Genomic DNA, 21,108 nt, shown 5'->3' with positions numbered 1-21,108 from the left:
CGCTTAATTGCTTTCTGTCAGAACAACCGTAATCTGCGCCGGAGTCACTGAAATGCCGCTGTGGGTCTTTCCGCAGGAAGCCTTGACACTCACGCTGTGCGTTCCCTCGTTCAGACCGTCGCAGCTCGCAGACACCCCGATGTCCCCGGAATCGATCTTCGACAGCTGATTTTTTGTTCCCGTAACCGTGACACGCACCGTGCCTGTCGTGACGCTGGCGCTCAGACCGCTGTCAACATCAGTGAGATCCACCTTCCTGCCACTGATGGAAAATGTCCTGGAGCTGCCGGTATTCCCGGACGATGTGCCCTTCACTGTAACCTTCATCGCAAGGTTATCGGAGGTGTCCGCCAGTTCCACGCCGTCCGGCAGCTTCGGCTGTATTTTCAGCGTAGTGGATTCCGTCACGCCGGACAGATCGATGGTTTTCGCCGTCACGCTGCTGATTTTATCAATTGCGTTCCGGTCTCCTTTAATCACAACAGTGGACGGAGCCTTCCAGGTCCGCTTATAGTCCCCGCTGTTCTCGCCCTTGACCGGCACGGTCAGTGTCACCTTCTTTGTATAGTAAAGTACGGTTTTTACATTCGCCTTGTTCTGTGACAGAGTTACGTTGCTCACCTCGTTCCCGTCGGCGTCCACCGGCGTCAGCCTTGCGGAAATCACAGTTTCGCTGGTTTTTATATCCGAAACGTTCACCAGCCCCTTCACGTAGGATACCTTCTCCACCTGCGACCTGGCTCCGCTGACCGTGACCTGCTTGGGATCCACCGAGGTCGTCGTCGCTTCTGTATTCGATCCGCCGCTGCCGCTGTACAGAATGCGTACCGGACGGCTGGCGCTGATCCGCTTCTGTACGTTGACCGTAATGCGGTTCAGGCTCTGATCCTTCACATCCACGTTGCCGGGAACGCTGATGTTGACCCGCAGCTGGTTGTTCCCGGCCGCGGCCTCTGAAACGTCCACTGTCGCGGAAATATCGGCGGAGCGCACCTTGTTGACGGCGCTGCGTTTACCGGTGATGGTGATGCTCATCTTTTCAGAACTGGTACTGACGACCGCCATTCCATTATCCTGCAGGGTCTGTGTGTTCGTCAGTGTGATCGGGATATTGCGGAAGGTCTTGTTCGTCGTCGGATTCATCTCTCCCACCACATAGAACCAGAGGGTGAGTGCCAGGATCAGGGAGATAATCAGATTGCCCTTTTTACTTTGAAGCATGCTTCCCCCTTCCCAGCCGGTTTCCCAGCCTTCCGAGTCTGGACATTTTTTTGTCCTCTTCCTCTGTGATGAAAAGGTTGAACAGAATCTTTTCCACGCTCTTCTTGTCCAGGAACCGGGTGATCTTTCCCTCCTGTGCAATGGAAATGATACCGGTCTCTTCACTGACGATCAAAGTCAGAGCGTCGGAATTCTCGGTGATGCCGATGCCGGCCCGATGCCTTGTCCCGAGACTTTTGTTCAGATTCTTGTTGTCTGTCAGAGGGAGCACGCAGCCCGCCGCATAAACCTTGTCTCCGCGGATGATGACCGCGCCGTCGTGCAGCGGCGAACCCTCGTAGAAAAGATTTCCCAGCAGTTCTTCCGAAATCTCCGCATTAATAAGAGTCCCCGTTTCCGCGATATCCTCCAGCGTAATCTCCCGCTCGAACACGATCAGCGCACCGGTCTTGCTGGCAGAGAAGGACATGGCCGCGTCCGCGATTTCATCGCAGATGAACTTGGCCTTGTCTTTGTCCACCTGGGAAACCAGACGGGCGTGGAAAAACTTGCTTCTGCCCATATACTCCAGACCGCGCCGCAGCTCAGGCTGAAAGAGCACGACCAGGGCGAACAGACCGATGGTGAACGCCCCGCCCAGGAACCAGTGAACCACATGAAGATTCAGAATCCCCGACAGGAAATAGGCGATGACCAGAACGGCAAGCCCCTTAATCAGCTGCTGCGCCCTGGTTTCCTTGATGAATTCCAGGATCTTGTAAAGCACAAAGGTTGTAATTGCAATGTCCAAAGCATCATTCCATCCGATGCTGTATATTGTGTTTGTAAAAAATGTCTGCAATTCCTGCATAAAAAATCCCCTTCTACTCAACCCATTTAATTGTATATGAAACGGCACAAAATATCAAGGTATCTGTGGGGATAGTTTGTGCGGAATCGGATATTGTGCGGGCCGGAGAATAATTCTTTTCTCTGCATTGACAGCCTCCCCGTGAATTCGGTATAATTGAAAAATCGGCCCGCACGGATGCGCTGCATTCGCTGGATCGTCAGGTTTCAACGATATCGGAGGTTTCATCATATGATAATCAAAACAGTTCTGCTGATTGCTTTTTTCTCTGTATTTATTTCCATCGGCCTCTATTGCCGCCGGCACAGCACCGATGTGAACGGTTTTGTTCTGGGAGGCCGCTCAGTCGGCCCCTGGCTCACCGCCTTCGCCTACGGCACATCGTATTTTTCCGCAGTCATCTTTGTAGGGTACGCAGGCCAGTTCGGCTGGAATTTCGGGGTCGCCTCCACCTGGATCGGACTGGGAAACGCCTTTATCGGCTCTCTCCTCGCCTGGGTCATTCTGGGCCGGCGGACACGCATCATGACGCAGCATCTGGGCTCCCGCACCATGCCGGAATTTTTCGGACAGCGATACGGCTCAGCACGCCTGAAGGTGCTGGCTTCCTTTATCACCTTTGTATTTCTGATTCCCTATACGGCGTCCCTGTATAACGGACTGTCCCGGCTGTTCCGCATGGCCTTCAACGTGGATTATTCAATCTGCGTCATCGTCATGGCGCTGCTGACCGCGATCTATGTAATCGCCGGAGGTTATATGGCCACGGCCATCAACGATTTTATCCAGGGACTGATCATGCTGGCCGGCATCGTCGCGGTCATCCTCGCGGTCCTCGCGCAGAACGGCGGGTTCATGAGTTCGCTGGTAAAAATGTCGGAGGTCAGTTCTCCTGTGATGAAGGGCGCCTACGTATCCTTTTTCGGCCCGCAGCCGCTGTATCTGCTGATTGTCGTCCTCCTCACCTCGCTCGGTACCTGGGGGCTTCCGCAGATGGTCAGCAAATTCTATGCGATCGACAATGAGCGCAGCATCAAAACCGGCACCATCGTATCGACTTTTTTCGCTATCATCGTGGCTGGAGGCTGTTACTTTCTCGGCGGCTTCGGACACCTGTTCACCACGGAGCAGGAGGTGCAGGCAAACGGAATGGACAGCATCATTCCGACCATGCTCTCCGGCCTTCCGGATATCCTGATCGGCGTCGTTCTGATTCTCGTGCTGTCCGCGTCCATGTCCACCCTGTCCTCACTGGTGCTGACCTCCGGCTCTACGCTGACACTGGACTTCATCGATCCGCTGCGGGGAAACAGAATGAGCGAGGCGCAGAAAATGACTGTCATGCGGATTTTCATCGCGGTTTTCATCGTCATCTCGGCGGCCATTGCCATCGTACAGGCCCGTTCGAGGATCACCTTCATCGCACAGCTTATGGGAGTCTCCTGGGGCGCCCTGTCCGGCTCCTTCCTGGCCCCCTTCCTCTACGGACTCTACTGGAAAAAAACCACCCGCGCGTCTGTACTGACCGCCTTCGGATTCGGAACGGTTATGATGCTGCTCCAGCTCTGCACCTCCCTCGGCCTCTTCACCCCAGCCGGCCCCGTCCTCCGCTGGATCTTCCGGAATTCCCTGTATTCCGGCGTGTTCTCCATGGTCGTCTCCCTGCTGATCGTCCCTGTCGTCTCTCTCCTTACACAAAGAACTGCGCCCGCAGGTGTTGATGACATGTTCCGCTGCTATGACCGTTCCGTTGTCGTTCATGCCAAAACAGTGCTCGGAGACCGGGACAAATAGTACGCCGCTCCGGCGGCGAGGTGCTGCGAGGCGCTGCAGCCGCGGGAATGCCGTCAACTGCGCCGCACCGTGACCGCACTGCACCACATCACGGCCGCGCCGCACACGCAGAAGGGCCGCTCACCGGACGATGAAGCATCATCGGTCCGGCGGGCGGCCCCCGCATTTTATCCGTCAATACGGAGCTGAGAGATCAGTAGGTTGTCTCCAGCAATCCGTAATTTCCGTCTTTTCTCTTATATACGACATTAACGCTGTCCGTCTCCATATTCAGGAATACGAAGAAATCGTGCTGCAGCATCTCCATCTGCAGGACGGCCTCGTCCTCGGACATGGGCTCCAGCTGGAATTTCTTGGCCTTGACGACTTTCGCCTCCTCCGTTTCCGTCTCCGGTTCAGGCATGAATTCAAACTTCAGAGCTTTATTGTCGTTATAGCGTTTCCTCAGTTTTCCTTTGAATCTGGACATCTGGCTGGCCAGCTTGTCTACCGCCAGGTCGATTCCCTCGTAAATGTCATCGGTAACCTCCTCCGCTCTGAACACAGCGCCCTTGGCGTTGATCGTTGCCTCAATTTTGTCTCTTCCCCTCTCTTTTGACAAAACGACTTTCGCTGTCGCTTCATCTGAAAAATACTTGTCGAGCTTGTCGAGTTTCTTTTCCACGGTCTCCTGCAGGCGATCATACGTGTTAAAATTCTTCCCTGTGATGTTTACCTTCATATGTGACCTTCCTTTCCGCTTCCGCATGATTGCTGAAGCGCTTTTATATGCAGACCTGAAATCAATATCTCAGGTCAACATTATTATATCATAGCGAAAACCTTCCCGCAACGGAAAGCCTTTTTATTTCCCGGCCACAACAGAAAATCCGTCGAACCGGTACTGCCGCATTGTGGAGGGATCTCCGTAATACCCGTATTTCTCATCCCGAAGCGGCTCTCCCGCTGCCTCGCCGTCCCGCACCGCAATCAGCGCATCCCTGATTTTGTCGATCGCACTCAGATCCGTTATAAAATCATTATGCGAAACGTAAATGCTCCTCATGTTCGGACAGCGGCGCTTCACCTTCTCCAGCGAATCGATGTATTCCTGTATATCGGAATGCCCCAGAATCTCGTTGTCGAACTGGACGTAAATCACGCCGAAGTAAATCATATCCCCTGCGAAGAGAATGCCGTCCCGGTGATCGTACAGCATCGCGTGATCCTCCGTATGACCGGGAGTCGTGATGAATTCCACCTCGCGTCCTCCCAGCCGGAACCGGTGGCCGTCCTCACAGCACCGGATACGATAAGGCCGTATGCAGTAGTCTTCCGGAACAAAGCCCTCCGGATAGCCGAACAGAAACATATCCTCATCGGCCTGATTCGCCAGAGGCTCATGGGGAACCCCCTCTCTGGCCTGCCTGCGCACGATCGGAGCATCTGCAGTCACGATTTCCGGAAATCTCCACGCGTTTCCGGTGTGGTCGAAATGAAGATGGCAGTTCACGACAATCAGATTGTCCAGCATCTCTCCGGCCTGCGCCCCGCACCGCAGAGCAACAAGCTCCTCGATGACCGGCCGGATGTCACAGATTCCCATTCCCGTATCGAGCATCAGCACGCGGCTTTCCCCGAAAATAAGGAAAACGTTAACCTCCTGCAGATGCTGCGGTTCACAGACAGCATACACATCCCCCGGAAGCTCGTAGCACTCGTACCACCCCTGTCCGTTCCGGATATCAATCTGTCTGTACTTACTGTAATACGGTCTTTTTTCGAGGCATCATCAACATGTGTGGGTCAAAATCTGACCTTTCCACGGCAGACTCACCTCGATATCTGAGCATCGCAGCATGATCATGTCCATCATGTTGTCAATGTTTCTGAATCCGTAAGCCATACGGATCGTCAGCTTGATCTTGTTGTTGACTGCCTCAATGCGCGCATTGGACAGCTTGTGCTCCAGAGTTGCCAGAATTGCATCGTAGTGCCGGCGGATCTTTCGCTGCAGTTCCACGAACTCCGGGATCCTGCAGTGCTGTGCCCACTTGATGAAGCGATTCAGTTGTTCCTTCCCTGCATCCAATCCGTAATGGAACACCAGCCGCAGTTCTTCCTTCGGAAGGTATGCCCGATACAGGCGGTTGTCTTTCCTGGCAATCAGTTCAAGCTTTGCCCGTTGCTTCTCGGTCAGGTTCTCCGGAGCCTTTCCAAGAGCGAAATTACTGGATTTGATGTCCTTCGCTGTGGTATCCGGCTTTGGCGTATCCCCGGATGGCCTTCCCGGTTTGCGCTTCGTCTCAGAAGAGACCTTCTTACGGGCATCGTTCCAGGCGGCAGCGCGGACTTTGTCCAGAGCTTCCATGGCCCACTGGACAACATGGAAGGGATCGATGCAGCGTTCGGCATCGGGACAGTATTCATCTATACAGGACTGGATCCATTTGGCGCCGTCGCCGGAAACAAGCTGTATAGAAGCTCTCTGCTCCTTTGTCAGCTGCTTGAAGAACAGGGAGAAGACACCTTTTCCATGTCCTTCGTGAACCCAGATGACCTTGCCGGTATCATGGTTCACAATGACCGTAATATATTTGTGGCCCTTCTTGTAGCTGGTCTCATCGACGCCGATGTTCACCAGTCCATCGAAACGGCTCTTTGGATCGAAGTCCGCATCTTGCCGGATCCGACTGATGATCGGACCGACAGTGTTCCATGAGATCCGCATGAACTCAGCCGTTACCTTACGGGAACAGTTCACCGCGACCCATGCAGTCATATGCTCGAAATCGTATGTGAATGCCGAGTCGTGCCTGGCCCATGGAACAGCACAGGCAACAACACCATGCTCGGGGCAGTTGACCCGATAGACCTCTGACTCCAGATACGTTTTATGCGTGTTCATGTCACAGGTCCGCCAGCGCCTGATCCCGCTGCCGGCATCATATCTCGGAGCTTTCCGGCCGCATTTGCCGCAGCGGCATTGTTCGCCCTTCGTCGGGTGAACACGGACGATAATCGAATCGTCCGAACCAAAAGTTACATTATCGATGGCAGTGTGCTTGACATTCAGTGCTTTTTTGAGTATTGTTTTGGTAAGCATACAGATTCCTTTACGTAAGAGATTTTTGTTGCAAAAAATATCCTACAGGAAATTGTATGCTTTTTCAATTGTTTTCAAGGGTCACGGCACTTCAGTCACCCACACATGCTGATGAAGAGCCCTTTTTTCCGGCGTTTTCCATTTCATTTCCGCATTCCTGCCTTCCTGAATCACCTCGCGGGTCTGTCTGAGAAATAAGAAAAACGTCTCCGGGCTGACCTGGTCTTTGCCCCCACACTCGCCTTGACCGGTATTTTACCGAGGACTTACATCTAGAGCGCGCCATGATAGTCGCCGCCTTCCGCGGCGGTTTACGTGGATCCCTTCGCCCGCGCCTGGCCTGGATTTTCAACCACAGACCCCGGAAACGTTAATTCCAAGTATATCAGTAAACGCGCCTCGTTTCAACGGAAAACCTTCAGTATTTCGCCGCAGCACCTTCAGTATTTTGCCGCGAACGCGATGAAAATCACATCTGCCGGCTCTGCGTGCATCAGCGCCTTTCTGCATTCCAGAGCGGTTGCCCCGGTGGTGTAGAAATCATCCAGCAGCAGTACCGTCCGCCCGCGGATTCTTTCCGCGGTCTCCATGTCAGGTTCAATGCTTCCGCGAATATTTTCCTCCCGCTCCGTCGGCGAAAGCCCCCGCATCGGCCGGGTGTCTCTCGTTCTTCGCAGTGCTCTGGGAACAAAATCCGCGCCCGTAAGCCTGCCGAGATGCTTCGCGATCAGCGCCGCCTGATTGAAGCCGCGCGCCCGCTCCTTCGATGGATTCAGCGGAACAGGTACGATGACATCAAAAAAGATGCCGGAGCCCTCAAGCCGATCCCGCATCATTTCTGCAATATCCCTCGCGATATATCTGTGACCGTTGTATTTTAAGGAAAAAATCAGTGTTCTCTCATAGATCCCGTACTGCGCGCAGCGCAGCGTCCGCATCCCGTCCCGCTCCCGCGGCGGATCCTGATCCCATCGGATATGCCGGATGCAGTGATCACAAAGGTTATACGTTCTGGTTTCGTCAATCAGATTTCCACAGCAGCTGCAATACAGCGACGGCGGGTAGATCAGATCCAGAACCGATTCCACAAACGCCCGCACCCCTGCCGGCGTTAAACGTCCCGGTCGTCCCACACGGATTCCTCCTTCCCGATGTCAGTCTCTTCAAATTCCATCATCCTGCCGAGCCGGTCCTGCAGGCCGGAATACCTCAGCCGGATCCGGTCGTTGTCAATCATGGCGCGCATCCGGTTCTCTGAGCCCACGAGAACCACGATCCGCTTACCGCGGGTCACCGCCGTATAGAGCAGATTTCTGGTCGCCAGCATGGGCGGGAACCAGGAAACCGGCATGACCACGACGGGAAACTCGCTGCCCTGACTTTTGTGCACCGTCACGGCGTAAGCCAGCTCAAGCTCATCCAGCTGAGAAAAATCATACTGGACATAACGCTCATCGTCATACAGCACCGTGAGGCTGCCGTACTCGTTATCGATCGCCTGGATGAAGCCCACGTCCCCGTTGAACACGCCCTGCCCGCTCTGGGCGACGCCGGGAATCTTCCACTCCATCTGATAATTATTGCGTATCTGCATCACCTTGTCGCCGGTTCGGAAAACGTGATCTCCGAACTTCTTTTCTGCGGCGTCCGGCGACGCCGGGTTGCAGGCCTCCTGCAGAATACCGTTCAGCTCCACGGTGCCCACCGGGCCCTTCTTTGTCGGTGAAAGAACCTGAATTTCCCCGACAGAATCAACTCCATAATACGCAGGCAGCCGCCGCGTCACGAGCTCGGTTATCAGACGCTGAATCTCTTTCTCGCTGCTCCGCTCCATGAAAAAAAAGTCCGTGTCTCTTCCGTTCAGCGTCGGATATTCCCCGTGATTGATGCGGTGGGCATTGACCACGATCATGCTCTCCTCTGCCTGCCGGTAAATCTCCGTCAGGCGGGAGGTCTGAATCATGCCGCTTTCTATGATATCCGTAAGAACGTTCCCCGCCCCGACGGACGGCAGCTGATCACTGTCCCCCACCAGAATCAGACGGGTTCCGGGCCGGATCGCCTCTGTCAGGCTCTGCATCAGAAGCAGATCGATCATGGAAGCTTCATCGATGATGACCACATCGTAATCCAGCGGATCCTCCGCGTTTTTCCCGAACTGCATTTCGTCCATGCCTTCCGAATAATAATATTCCAGAAGTCGGTGAATCGTTGATGCGTAATGGCCGGAGGTCTCTGTGATCCGCTTCGCGGCCCTTCCTGTCGGAGCAGCGATTGCCGCCTTGAAACCGCTCTCCTCAAAGACGTTGATGATCGTGTTGATGATCGTTGTCTTTCCGGTTCCCGGACCTCCGGTGATTACCGAGATTCCGGAGGTCACGGCGCGGAGCACTGCGGATTTCTGCTTCTCCGACAGGTGGAGCCCGGTGGACTTCTCTGTCATTTCAATGCTTCTTTTTATATCAGCGGCCGGAGCCTTCAGGTCGCCGTGGGCGATGGCGACGAGATTGCGGCATACCTTCTGTTCTGCAAGATAATAACTGTAAAGATAGACCACCTGCTCGTCACGGATGGTGTCGAGCTGCACATCGCCGGTAAACGCCATGTTCACCAGTTCGTCCTTCACCTGCTCCCGGGTGAGATCCAGAATCTGCGCCACCTTCTCACACAGAACCTCCTGTGGAACGAAGGTGCTCCCGTCGCTGACATAACTCATCAGTCCGTACCGTATCCCGCTCTGAATCCGGAACGGACTGTCCGGCGCCACGCCCATTCTGGCCGCCACCTCGTCCGCCCTCCGGAACCCGAAGCCGTACAGCTCGTCCGCCAGCCGGTACGGATTCTCCTGAATCAGGGAAACCGCGTCCTTTCCATAGCCCTTATACAGGCGCAGTGTCTGTGCGGCAGACACGCCGTAACCCTGGAAGAACAGACTCACATCCGCGAACTCACGGTGCTCCGCAAAGGACGCCGCAATGACATCGGCCTTCTTCGATCCGATTCCCGAAACCTCACAAAGCCGTTCCGGCTGCTTTTCAATAATCTGCAGGGTCTCCTCCCCGAATTTCGCAACAATCGCACCGGCCGTCTTGGGGCCGATTCCCTTAATAATCCCGGAAGCCAGGAAGCCCTCGATGCCGGCGCGGCTGGTGGGCAGAACCTCCTTCGCCTCAGTGAATACAAACTGCTCTCCGTAACGCGGATGGGTCTTGAAGGTGCCGGTAAGCTCAAAACAGGTACCCTTCGCCGCGGAAGAAAGATTGCCCACAACCGTCAGAAGCTCATCATCTGTCTCCATGTCGGCAATCGTGTACCCGTTTTCATCGTTATGAAATATGATCTCTGTCAGTACGCCTTTTTTTGTTTCCATACTCTCCCGATCCCGCGGCTCCATCGCCGGATCCGCCCGCTCTGCCGCACTCTACCGCAGCCAGTGAACGTAGCGGCTGTTGGCGCTGAGCTTGCTTTTGCTGTATTTCTTCGCCATCTTCAGAAGATACTTCCGGTCATTATTCCGCGGATCCTGATGTACCTTGGCGACCACGAGATGCAGAAGTTCTTCGGCCTTCTCCGGCTCATCGGTGATTCCCGCCTCCATGATGTCATTTCCGTCGATGCAGAGATCCTCCACAAAGATCGGTTCGTTGTTCTCCTGCACCGACTTCAGCAGCGCGTTCCTCGCCTCAATCTTCATGGCCGGATGATCGTAGACGATGCGCTGAGCCTTTGTGAGATTATGAAGATAATTGTACTTCTGGTAGCCGTTCTCATAGATGTACCGCTTCAGGTCCTGCGTATTGGAGAGGAACGTGACCTTCAGAATCTCTGTCATCGCTTCCTTCAGTCTCGTTTCCGTCGCCTGATCGAAATTCATGCGCTCAATCGCCGCAAGCCCCCGTTTTTCGTTGAGAACCGTGTAAAAGAGTCCCAGTCTCCGGAGCCGCACCGGCCTGGTCTTGTCGATGTTCTCGCACAGCGTGATGAACTGCTGCCCCTCACCGGAGCTCATTTTGCGCGCGACCTCTTCGCCGTAGACGGCCGCCATCAGTCCCGTATCCGCCATCATATTCAGCGCCTTTCCGGTGTTGCTTCCGGTCAGCACCAGCTCCAGCTCCTGCCGGACGGGTCCGACCAGATGATCCAGAAGCAGCCGCCAGTTCCGCACAATGGCGTCCGCCATTCCTTTCTGAAGATCGAACCCGTACTGGGAAACATAGCGCATCGCCTGCATCATGCGGATCGGCTCCTCGCGGAACAGCTCGTCCGGATCCTTCACCGTCTTCAGCAGCCGGTTCCGGATATCCTCCATTCCGCCGTACGGATCCACCAGAGTACGCTCCGGATTGTCCGCGATGGCGGCCGCGGTGAAGCCGTAGCCTGACACCTCCTCTTCAATCGTGCCCTCCATCGTCGCGATATCGCAGGTCGAACCCTTCACCGAGGTCTCTCCGAACTCGTCCTCCTCCTCATAGGTGAAATCCAGACGAAAGATTCCGTTTCTCTCATCCGCGACCTCCGCCTCCGGGAAGATCCGCCGGATCGTCTCCGAATCTGCCTTTGTCACCATATCCCATTCCCAGGGAGATTCACCCAGCGCCCATTCGATTATGCAGTCGCCGACCACATAGGTCTCGAAGCCTTCCTTCTCCAGCGCCTTCATCGCCCCGTGAACATCCTTGTCGAACTTGATCAATGATCCATCCTCCTCGTTTGATATATTTTACTGACCGCTGCCTGTCCTACCCTTACAGACACCGGTTTTACAGCTTCATTTCCGTCTGCGCCGCCTTCAGTGCTCTGCCGATCGCAGTATCCCGGTCCTCCATGCGCTCTCTCGAGGTCTTCGGACGAGCCGCGGCGCCGTCCAGGTGCGGTTTCCCCTGTCCGGTCCCCGGCGTTCCCGCCGCTCCGGCGTCACCGTTCTCCGTTCCCTCCGGCCGCGGTGCAGTGGAAGGCTTGTACAGCCTGCGGTTGTCCAGCGTCCAGACACGGTCGGAAAAGGTTCCCGGTTCCGCGGGAGCCAGTGCATCGAACATATCGAAGAGCCTGGCGTCCAGAATATCCAGATAGTGAAGCACCTCCGCCTCCGGGAACAAAGGCTTCTTTGGACTTCCGTACTCCGGCTCGTAATGGTGGGACAGAACCATGTGCTCCAGCATCAGCGCCTTTTCCCTCGGAAATCCGAGTTCACGGGTCAGCTCGTCGAGATATTTGACGCCCATCACAATATGTCCCAGCAGCTGTCCCTCAAAGGAATAGCCCGGCGAAACGCCGTTGTGATCGGACTCGATCTCAAAGAGCTTCTGTATATCGTGAACGATGACGCCCGCCGCCACCAGATCGCGGTCCAGATCTGTGTAGACCTCACAGACCCTGAGCCCGGTCATGAGCATCCTCTTCATATGAAACAGCAGTCCCGCATACTCCGCGTGGTGGTTGCGGGTGGCCGCCGGATAGTACATGATTCTCTCCCGGTTATCCTTCATCACCCGTGTGCAGAGCCTGCGCAGATCCGGATCCGCCATGGCGTCTGCCGCGTTATAAATATAATCATACATTTCCTCCGGACGTTCCGGCGCGGCTTTGATATAGTCGGCAATCTCACAGCCGTCCTGGGGCACGGCCTTCCGGATCCGCATGATCCGCAGCTGCGTCTGATTCTGCCACTCCGTCACCGTAGCCTTGACCTTGACCAGATCGCCCTCCTTCATGGCGTTCAGCGACGGCGCCTCCGCCTCGCTGACATCCCACTTCTTGGAGTGCACTTCACCGGTCTTGTCACCCAGCGTGATATCAAGGTACTGCTTTCCGTTCGATCCGATCTTGATTCCGATCATCCGAACCATGAAGAAATCCATGATCTCCATGTCTTTTTTCAGTTTATTTACGTAGAATTGTTTCAATTTCGGTCTCCGTCATTTGCTGAAATAACTTAGGCGGCGCGGCCGTCTCCGGAACAGGGGCAGCCGCGTTTCCGCACGAGGATATTATATCATAAATCTGTACCGCGCGCTATACCGCCCCTTGCACATTTGAAATTTCCGTGTATAATGGGATTGTATAAAACCACAAGGGGAGCTTGCAGAGGCAGGCTGAGAGTAAGCGGCAGCTTTGACCCGTAACCTGATTTGGATAATGCCAACGTAGGGAAAGAAAAGGGACTTCACCGGGCCGCAGAAGGTCCGGTTTTTTGTCGCAGGAAGGAAACATTATGTTAAAAGAACAATTTGACAATCTCAGAGCGGGATCAGTCCTCGTTCACAACATCACCAATTACGTCACTGTAAATGATGTGGCCAACGCGATCCTGGCGTGCGGGGCGAGCCCCATCATGAGCGATGAGCCGGAGGACGTGGAGGACATCACCTCTATCTGCAGCGCTCTGAACATCAACATCGGCACGCTGAACCACCGGAGCATCGAGGCCATGTACGCGGCAGGCAGACGGGCCGGAGAACTCGGGCACAAAATCCTTCTGGATCCGGTGGGCGCAGGCGCAAGCAGGCTTCGCACGGAAACCGCCCGGGGCCTAATGAACAAAATCAGATTCGACGTGATCCGGGGGAACATCTCGGAAATCCGGACCATCGCCACAGGCTCGGGCACCACGCGGGGAGTGGATGCAGACGTCGCAGACGCCATTACAGAGCACAACGTCGACGAGGGCGTGGATTTTGTACGGAGCATTGCCGCGGAAACAGGCTGCATCATTGCCGTCACCGGCGCCATCGATCTGGTCAGCGACGGAAAACGATGCTTCGTCATCCGCAACGGACGTCCGGAAATGAGCCGCATCACCGGCACAGGCTGTCAGCTTTCCGGCATCACCGCCGCGTTCCTCGCGGCAAATCCGCAGACTCCACTGGAGGCGACCGCCGCAGCGGTGTGCGCCATGGGACTCGCCGGCGAAATCGGATGGAGCCGGATGCAGGAGGGCGACGGAAACTCCACCTACCGGAATCGCATCATCGACGCAATCTGCAATATGGACGGACAGCAGCTGGAAGAAGGTGCGAAATATGAAATCCGATAGAGAAAATCTGCTGCTTTACGCCGTGACGGACCGCCACTGGACCGGACGGGAAACCCTGCGCCAGCAGGTTGAGGCCGCACTCAGGGGCGGCGTGACCTTTGTACAGCTTCGGGAAAAGAATATGGAACACGACGCATTCCGGAAGGAGGCTCTGGAAATCCGCGATCTGTGCAGAGCCTGCGGGGTTCCCTTTGTTCTGGACGACGACGTTGCGCTCGCCATGGAGGTGGACGCGGACGGGATTCACGTGGGGCAGAGCGATATGGAGGCCGGCGATGTACGGGCGTTAATCGGTCCGGACAGGATTCTGGGAGTCTCGGCGTGCACCGTGGAGGAAGCGGTCAGGGCCGAACAGCGGGGCGCTGATTATCTCGGAGTGGGAGCTGTTTTTCCCACCGGCTCCAAGGACGACGCCAGGCCGGTTACCCATGAGACGCTCCGGAAAATCTGCGAAGCTGTCACAATTCCTGTCATCGCGATCGGCGGGATCACTGAACAGAACGTTATGGAACTGGCCGGCTCCGGAATCTGCGGCGTCGCTGTAATCAGCGCGATTTTCGGGCAGCCGGAAATCGAATCTGCCACTAAACGGCTGAAGTCGGCCGTCTCCGAAATGGTCAGCCGCTGAATCAGAGGATTCACCGCTGAGGCACAGAAAACAAGTTAATACCACGCGGCGGATCGGGGGCACCACTTTCCGTCGCGCAATAAAATTAATGCAAGGAGAATCGTAATGAAGAAAAAAACCGCATTAACAATCGCCGGATCGGACTCCGGCGGAGGCGCCGGGATCCAGGCGGATCTGAAGACCATGACCGTAAACGGCGTCTTCGCGACCTGCGCTGTCACGGCGCTTACCGCCCAGAATACCACCGGCGTAACCGACATCATGAACGTCACGCCGGAATTTCTGGCGGAGGAGCTGGACGCCGTTTTCACAGACATCTACCCCGACGCTGTCAAGGTCGGCATGGTTTCCGCATCAAATCTCATCGAGGTTATCGCGGACCGGCTGACGAGGTACGAGGCCCGCAATATTGTCGTGGACCCGGTAATGGTGGCCACCAGCGGAGCTCGCCTGATTTCAGACGATGCGATTGAAACGCTGTGTGCGCGGCTTCTGCCGCTCGCGACGGTCATCACGCCGAATATTCCGGAGGCGGAGGTTCTGTCAGGAGGACAGATCCGGAACGCGGCGGAAATGGAATCGGCGGCCCGCCTGATTTATGAAAAATTCGGCTGCTGCGTACTGCTCAAGGGCGGGCACGACGTGAACGCCGCCAATGATCTTTTGTACGGCGCAGAGGGAGCGGAATGGTTCCCCGGAAAGCGCATCGACAATCCCAACACGCACGGCACCGGATGCACTCTGTCCAGCGCAATCGCCGCAAACCTGGCGAAGGGCCGGGATCTGACAGAGTCTGTGGCTGCCGCCAAACGGTATATTTCCGGCGCGCTGTCGGCCATGCTGGATCTCGGAAAGGGATCAGGACCGATGGATCACGCCTTTGCAGTGAAGGGAGAGTATTGATGGAACGGAGAACTACAATATTTGAAAACGGACTGATCTGGTTCGGCGCCGGCGTGTCCATCGCCGAGATTCTGACCGGAACTTATTTTGCGCCCCTAGGCATGACTCGCGGAATCGCAGCGATTCTGACCGGACATCTGATCGGGTGCGTCCTGCTGTTTCTGGCGGGGTACATCGGCGCGCGGACGCGGCGCAGTGCGATGGAGACCACAAAGATGAGCTTCGGAGCCCGGGGCGGCCTGCTGTTCGCTTTTCTGAACGTCTTGCAGCTGGTGGGCTGGACCGCGATTATGATTTATGACGGCGCGCTGTCGGCGAATGCCGTGCTGAAAACCGGCGCCTGGGTCTGGTGCCTGATTATCGGCGCGCTGATCTGCCTGTGGCTGTTCATCGGTATTACAAATCTGGGGAAAATCAACGTAATCACAATGACGGCGCTGTTTATTCTGACTCTCGTTCTCTGCAAGGTCATCTTCTTCAGCGGCAGCAGCAGCCGGTACGCTATCTCGGACGGAATCACGTTCGGCGCGGCGGTGGAGCTTGCGGTGGCCATGCCCCTCTCCTGGCTGCCCCTCATCAGCGATTACACCCGCGAGGCCGAGAAGCCCTTCGCCGCGACGCTGGGCAGCGCCGTGACCTACGGACTGGTAAGCTGCTGGATGTACCTGATCGGAATGGGCGCGGCGATTTTCACCGGAACCTATGATATTTCTCAGATCATGCTGAAGGCGGGGCTCGGCGTCGCCGGTCTGCTGATTATCGTTTTCTCCACCGTCACCACGACATTCATGGACGCGTATTCCGCCGGAATTTCCGCGGTGTCCATCCGCTCTGAAATCAACGGAAAGATCTGTGCTGTAATCGTTGCCGTTGCCGGTACAGTGTGTGCCATCCTCTTCCCCATGGATGACATCACGTCTTTCCTTTATTTAATCGGATCGGTATTCGCGCCGATGATCGCCGTCATGATCGCCGACTTCTTTATTCTTCGCACCGACTCCGGAAGCACGGCGTTTAACTGGCGGAATCTGACCATCTGGCTCATCGGCTTCCTGCTGTATCGTTTCCTGATGACAAAGGATCTGATCTGCGGCAGTACCCTGCCGGATATGCTGATCACCACTGTCATCGCCGTCATCGCGGGAAAGCTGGCCGCCGCGCGTCAGGGCGCCCGCAGTGAACAGAACCGGGACGCAGTGTAGACACAATGCAGTCGCAGAAAAGGCAGAACTGTATCATCGCCTCCCTGCCGGGAGACAGTCAGATACGGCTCTGCCTTTTTTCAAGCTGTTTCCGCGGATGCAGGTTCTCATTCCCGCATCCGCGTTTTTTGCGATTTATTTTCCGTCCTCTCTGTCTGAAATATCCGGAATGTCCGGCAGATCCGGCAGACTGCCCTTCCCGGATCCTTTCTGCGGCTGCGCCGGCCTCTGTGGCTGCCGCGGCTGTGCCGGCCTCTGCGCAGGAGCGACGGCTCCGGCAGGCGCCGCAGGTCTTGCAGGAGCGGCGGGCGCAGGCGTAACTGTTCCGCCGGTCGCGGATTGCTTTGTCGCTCCCGCAGCAGCCTCAGCCTCTTCCGGTTCCTGTCCCGGAAGCGGAATTTTATTGAACCGGCTGTATGTGCCGTGCACTCTCGCAATCGCGCCGATATACACGACAACCAGAAGGATCATGCAGAGGATCGCCCCGCCTATAAGAATCAGTGCGTTATCCATATTTCCGGCCATATCTGAAATGTTCCGGATCGTACCGCCGTGTTCACTGATGGACTGAATCAGCCCTTTTCCTCCGGAGATCAGCGCCATAAGACTCAGAACAACGGCAGCTATCGTCAGAACCACATATTCCACCCATGTGCGGGTGCATTTTCTGGAATATTTTTTGTCTTCATGAGCCATGGCGATCTGCGCACAGCCGCCCATCAGATTCTTGATGCAGAGGATGTGGATGACGGCGGAAATCACCGACAAAACGACTGCGACAGTGACAATGACCAGTCCTGTTTCCTTCGGCATCGTGGTATTGCCGTTATCATCCATCGAACCGAGGATCAGGAATGCGCCGACGAACACGACCGCGCCTGCCAGAAGCGCCAGCAGAATATTCCAGATATAATAGTTTCTCGCCTTTCGGAATTTGTCCGAATAACTCCTGACCCTGCTGAGCCCCGCGATAATCAGCAGAGTGAAAACCAGGACGGCGATCACCAGAATCACTGTGGCCAGATTTCCTGATGAAATCCCCTCTCCCATAGTGTTTGAAACAACGGAACTGACTGCGCCTCCGATTCCGCAGATCAGAAATTCCAGCAGCATCCCCCAGAAGACAAGCTGCAGTCCCCTCAAATTATACGTTCTCTGATTCTCCATACCGTTCTCCTTTCTATGACCTTCCGCGGCGTTTTCCCCGCCGCAGAATCCGTCCTTTCGGACTATTGCGTTCTTGCAGATTCCGTATTCACCACCTTCTGCATTACCGTATTCGCCACCGGACCCGCCACTGTACTTCCGTAGCCTCCGTTTTCAACGCAGACGATGAATGCGTACGGGTACCCCTCGTTCCGGATAAATCCGCAGAACCAGGCTGTCGGATTGGCGGTTCCGACCTCGGCCGTTCCGGACTTGGCATAAATCTCAAGTCCCGGATAATTAGCCTGTCCATAGTTGCTCGTCACATTGTTCCGCATCATCCTGCGCAGCGTTGAGGCCGTGGAGGCGTCAATCATCTGATCGGTAGTCTTTCCTTCACTGCCCGATGAGTGTATGAAGCGCGGCTCGACGCCGTGACCGTCTCTCGCTATCGCGCTGAGATACACCAGCATGGAACAGGGGTTCAGCTGATCCTTCCACTGCCCGATTCCGGCCCAGGCGAGGGACAGAGGTTCATACGCCGGGAACTTGAACGTGCCCCGCGCATTCGTTATACCGTCGATGTCATAAGCCTCCGTCAGTCCCGTCTTTTTCACATAATCCTTCATCACCGATGCGCCCACCTTCTGTGTCAGAACAGAAAATGCGCAGTTACAGGAATTCGCCAGCGCCTGAGAGAAATTTTCCCGACCGTGCGCCTGAGTACAGGTGACCTTCTGTCCGCCGATCGTCCGGCTTCCCGTACACGTATAAGACCAGTTCTGGTAATTATCGTAGTTTTCGATGACCGCCGCGGAGGTGACCAGCTTGAATATGGAGCCGGGCGTCATGGTTCCCCGAAGAAATTTGTTTACAAAGGTGCCTGAGGCAGCCTTTGCGGCTGACGGAGGGTTCTTCGGGTCGAAGGACGGCGTGCTCACCATGCACAGAATTTCTCCGGTTTTGTAGTTATATACTCCCACGCAGCCTTTTCTTCCGGCCAGCGCGTTATAGGCGGTTCTGCTGATATCCTTGTTCACCGTCAGGGTGATATCCTTTCCCTTTCCGGTAACCGAGTAGGTTCCGGTCACGATGTTATATCCGATCATTTTGTCCTGGTATGCGGACAGCGCTCCCGTGGCCACATTTCCTTTGGAGTCCCCCACCGCATGGGCGACCGCTCTCCGCGCCGCCGCATCCTTCAGCCAGGCAGCTTTGCCGTCTTTGTTTCCGACCAGCAGTGTTCCGTTCACATCGTAAAGGCTGCCGGAGATCAGCTCCCCATTGGCAAAGATATGACTGTTATAGGCATATGTCGCCCAGTCCGCTCCCTGCGTCACAAAGCGAAAGACGAAAATCCCGACGCCGATTACCAGCACAGCGGCAATCAGAAGGCATATAATCGCACGATGCTCCAGCTTTTTCATATCTCATCGACCTCCTCTCCCAGTCCTTTGTCCTTGAGGCTCACCGCGATACTGGCGTTCTGTCTGGTGTCCGCCGCCTTCAGGAAGGCCAGAAGCCCCCAGGAAGCGATCATGGAGGTTCCGCCTGCTGACAGGAACGGGAACGCTACGCCGGTCAGCGGAAGCAGATTCACCGAGCCCAGCACGTTCAGACTGGTCTGCATCAGGAAAATCGCCATGGCGGAACAGGCCGCGATTGTATAATATGTGGACCGGCCGGCCAGAATCGAACGGTACGCAAAGACTGAAAGCGTCACGATGGCCGCCACCGCCAGAAGTGCGATGATCAGTCCCCACTCTTCTGTTACGACGCAGAATACCAGGTCCGTCTCCGAAGCGATAATCCCGTTCAGCCATCCTTCGCCGGCGCCCAGTCCGACGAAACCGCCGCTGGCCGCTGCGGTCATGGCTCGCGTCATCTGAAAGCCTGTACCGCCTATGAACTCCGGATCCCATGCGTGACCCCAGACCGCGAACCGGCTGGCCACATAGGAGGCGAAAGCGAATTTCAGAACCATCAGACCCCCGGCAAAGGTCACGCCCAGAATCACGATGAGCTTGGTGAAATCTCCGCTTCGGAGGAAGGAGATAATCAGGAAGATGACGAAGAAGATCATCGCCGTGCCGAAATCACTCATCGCCGCGAGGCACCCGAAGCAGAATACAGCGAATATAGTAAAATACAGTGTATTCCTCCGTCTGAACAGTTCGTCCAGCGACGCCGCACCCACCCAGATGAAGGCGAGTTTGACGATTTCAGAGGGCTGAATAGTAAGACCGCCCAGCTGCACCCAGTTAGACGCACCGTTCTTTGTCGTCCCGAAAAATACATTAAACAGCAGCAGCAGAACCGCCGCTACATACATCACCTTCTTCAGCGCGATGGTGCGGGGCAGATCCCGAAGCCAGGTACACATGAAGAAGAACAGGACGACTCCCATCACAACCGTTATAAACTGCTTGAACACCTGATTCGGCAGACAGGTGGCCGTCACCGCCAGAGAAAGCGTGGACAGGAAGAACGCGATGGTTTCCATCTCGAATCCCCGCCGTTTCATCCCCCGCAGGAGCAGAACATACACCCACATCAGAACACATATTCCCAGAAAGGATATGGTAATCTGCGCGTTGTACTTCTCTCCCAGCCCGATCATCAGCTGAATCACCGTCATGATCTGAAACACCGTAAGCGCCACAAGCGACGGCCACGGCGACGCCACCACCGTATCCTCCTGACGGAACTGGATGTTGTTGCGCCGCTCCTCAATGCTGATGGGGAACAAAGTGCAGACCGCGCCGCCCAGCTGCAGCCGGTCGCCGGCCTTCAGCTGTACCTCCGCATTGGGCCGGACACGCCTGCCGTTCACACTCGCGCCGTTTTTCGACCCAAGATCCATATACTTCCAGACGCCGCTGTTGTCGCGGGTCAGTGTCCCGTGATTGCGGGACACACTCATATCGTCAATCTGAATGTCGCAGCTTCTGGCGCGTCCGATCACATTCTCCCAGTGCCGCAAAGGAACATTCATATAATCCCCGATATTCAGATACGCCCAGACTTCAGACGGATTCCGGCTTTTCAGCAGCGAACGGATCGACGTCAGAAGAATAAAGAGGGCAAGCAGAATAAATATCCAGCGCGCAAAGGCCGTGTAGATCTGCCCCACATTACTGGTCAGCGTGAACACATCGGCTATCGCCTGCGGGATTCCGGCGAAAAAACCTCCTATTCCTTTTAAGATTCCCAGTATAATCTCCATGCATAATCTCCGTAATCGTT

17 protein-coding genes are annotated in these 21,108 nt (G+C 55.6%); 5 read left to right on the top strand and 12 right to left on the bottom strand.

The annotated features are described in order from the left end of the window. Nucleotides 1-3 precede the first annotated feature (3 nt). Nucleotides 4-1,221, bottom strand: coding sequence for a CdaR family protein (locus BHK98_RS12490; RefSeq protein WP_075714678.1), 1,218 nt, complete (start codon nt 1,219-1,221; stop codon nt 4-6). Next, nucleotides 1,208-2,071, bottom strand: coding sequence for a diadenylate cyclase CdaA (gene cdaA, locus BHK98_RS12485; RefSeq protein ID WP_075714677.1), 864 nt, complete (start codon nt 2,069-2,071; stop codon nt 1,208-1,210). Before cdaA ends, BHK98_RS12490 begins: the two co-directional genes overlap by 14 nt. Before the next feature lie 231 nt (nt 2,072-2,302). Between cdaA and BHK98_RS12480 the strand changes: the two genes are divergently transcribed. Further along, complete coding sequence (locus BHK98_RS12480; RefSeq protein WP_075714676.1) at nt 2,303-3,865, top strand: sodium:solute symporter family transporter; 1,563 nt, start codon at nt 2,303-2,305, stop codon at nt 3,863-3,865. Nucleotides 3,866-4,058: 193 nt separating this feature from the next. Here the strand turns inward: BHK98_RS12480 and hpf are convergent, their stop codons facing one another. From hpf to BHK98_RS12445, 7 genes are all read right to left on the bottom strand, one after another. Beyond that, nucleotides 4,059-4,586, bottom strand: a complete 528-nt coding sequence (gene hpf, locus BHK98_RS12475) for a ribosome hibernation-promoting factor, HPF/YfiA family (protein ID WP_075714675.1) — start codon at nt 4,584-4,586, stop codon at nt 4,059-4,061. Between the two features lie 123 nt (nt 4,587-4,709). Further along, entirely contained in the window at nt 4,710-5,540 is an 831-nt protein-coding gene (locus BHK98_RS12470) for an MBL fold metallo-hydrolase (RefSeq protein WP_075714674.1), read from the bottom strand. A 96-nt stretch (nt 5,541-5,636) separates the two neighbouring features. Then, nucleotides 5,637-6,950, bottom strand: coding sequence for an ISL3 family transposase (locus BHK98_RS12465; protein WP_075714673.1), 1,314 nt, complete (start codon nt 6,948-6,950; stop codon nt 5,637-5,639). A gap of 440 nt (nt 6,951-7,390) precedes the next feature. Then, nucleotides 7,391-8,083, bottom strand: coding sequence for a ComF family protein (locus BHK98_RS12460; RefSeq protein WP_075714672.1), 693 nt, complete (start codon nt 8,081-8,083; stop codon nt 7,391-7,393). Next, a complete protein-coding gene (gene recD2 / locus BHK98_RS12455; protein WP_075715210.1) occupies nt 8,062-10,320 on the bottom strand; it encodes an SF1B family DNA helicase RecD2 in 2,259 nt (752 codons plus the stop codon). The genes BHK98_RS12460 and recD2 overlap by 22 nt, the downstream gene beginning before the upstream one ends. A gap of 51 nt (nt 10,321-10,371) precedes the next feature. After that, nucleotides 10,372-11,643 carry a tRNA nucleotidyltransferase/poly(A) polymerase family protein gene (locus BHK98_RS12450; protein WP_075714671.1) on the bottom strand — a complete coding sequence of 424 codons (1,272 nt, stop codon included), beginning with the start codon at nt 11,641-11,643 and terminating at the stop codon, nt 10,372-10,374. 67 nt (nt 11,644-11,710) lie between these two features. Further along, the gene (locus BHK98_RS12445) at nt 11,711-12,853 is read right to left on the bottom strand and encodes a 3'-5' exoribonuclease YhaM family protein (RefSeq protein WP_075714670.1); all 1,143 of its coding nucleotides are present in this window, start codon (nt 12,851-12,853) and stop codon (nt 11,711-11,713) included. Nucleotides 12,854-13,161: 308 nt separating this feature from the next. On the opposite strand from BHK98_RS12445, the gene thiM reads away from it, so the two are divergent. The 4 genes from thiM to cytX all read left to right on the top strand — a co-directional run bounded on the left by thiM (nt 13,162) and on the right by cytX (nt 16,716). Further along, nucleotides 13,162-13,983 (top strand): hydroxyethylthiazole kinase, encoded by an 822-nt coding sequence (gene thiM, locus BHK98_RS12440; protein WP_075714669.1) that lies wholly within the window; start codon nt 13,162-13,164, stop codon nt 13,981-13,983. Further along, a complete protein-coding gene (thiE, locus tag BHK98_RS12435; RefSeq protein ID WP_075714668.1) occupies nt 13,970-14,611 on the top strand; it encodes a thiamine phosphate synthase in 642 nt (213 codons plus the stop codon). The genes thiM and thiE overlap by 14 nt, the downstream gene beginning before the upstream one ends. A 105-nt stretch (nt 14,612-14,716) precedes the next feature. Continuing rightward, nucleotides 14,717-15,514 carry a bifunctional hydroxymethylpyrimidine kinase/phosphomethylpyrimidine kinase gene (gene thiD / locus BHK98_RS12430; protein WP_075714667.1) on the top strand — a complete coding sequence of 266 codons (798 nt, stop codon included), beginning with the start codon at nt 14,717-14,719 and terminating at the stop codon, nt 15,512-15,514. Continuing rightward, entirely contained in the window at nt 15,514-16,716 is a 1,203-nt protein-coding gene (cytX, locus tag BHK98_RS12425) for a putative hydroxymethylpyrimidine transporter CytX (RefSeq protein ID WP_342718842.1), read from the top strand. Before thiD ends, cytX begins: the two co-directional genes overlap by 1 nt. A gap of 135 nt (nt 16,717-16,851) precedes the next feature. Here the strand turns inward: cytX and BHK98_RS12420 are convergent, their stop codons facing one another. The 3 genes from BHK98_RS12420 to BHK98_RS12410 all read right to left on the bottom strand — a co-directional run bounded on the left by BHK98_RS12420 (nt 16,852) and on the right by BHK98_RS12410 (nt 21,088). After that, nucleotides 16,852-17,883: a hypothetical protein gene (locus BHK98_RS12420; protein ID WP_075714663.1), complete on the bottom strand. Its 1,032-nt coding sequence runs from the start codon at nt 17,881-17,883 to the stop codon at nt 16,852-16,854. Between the two features lie 62 nt (nt 17,884-17,945). After that, complete coding sequence (locus BHK98_RS12415) at nt 17,946-19,289, bottom strand: penicillin-binding transpeptidase domain-containing protein (RefSeq protein ID WP_075714661.1); 1,344 nt, start codon at nt 19,287-19,289, stop codon at nt 17,946-17,948. Next, the gene (locus tag BHK98_RS12410; protein ID WP_075714660.1) at nt 19,286-21,088 is read right to left on the bottom strand and encodes an FtsW/RodA/SpoVE family cell cycle protein; all 1,803 of its coding nucleotides are present in this window, start codon (nt 21,086-21,088) and stop codon (nt 19,286-19,288) included. The genes BHK98_RS12415 and BHK98_RS12410 overlap by 4 nt, the downstream gene beginning before the upstream one ends. Nucleotides 21,089-21,108 lie beyond the last annotated feature (20 nt).

Origin of the sequence: Hornefia porci (genome assembly GCF_001940235.1) — a bacterium.
Taxonomy (GTDB): domain Bacteria; phylum Bacillota; class Clostridia; order Peptostreptococcales; family Anaerovoracaceae; genus Aminicella; species Aminicella porci.
This window is presented reverse-complemented; position numbering and strand designations above follow the sequence as displayed.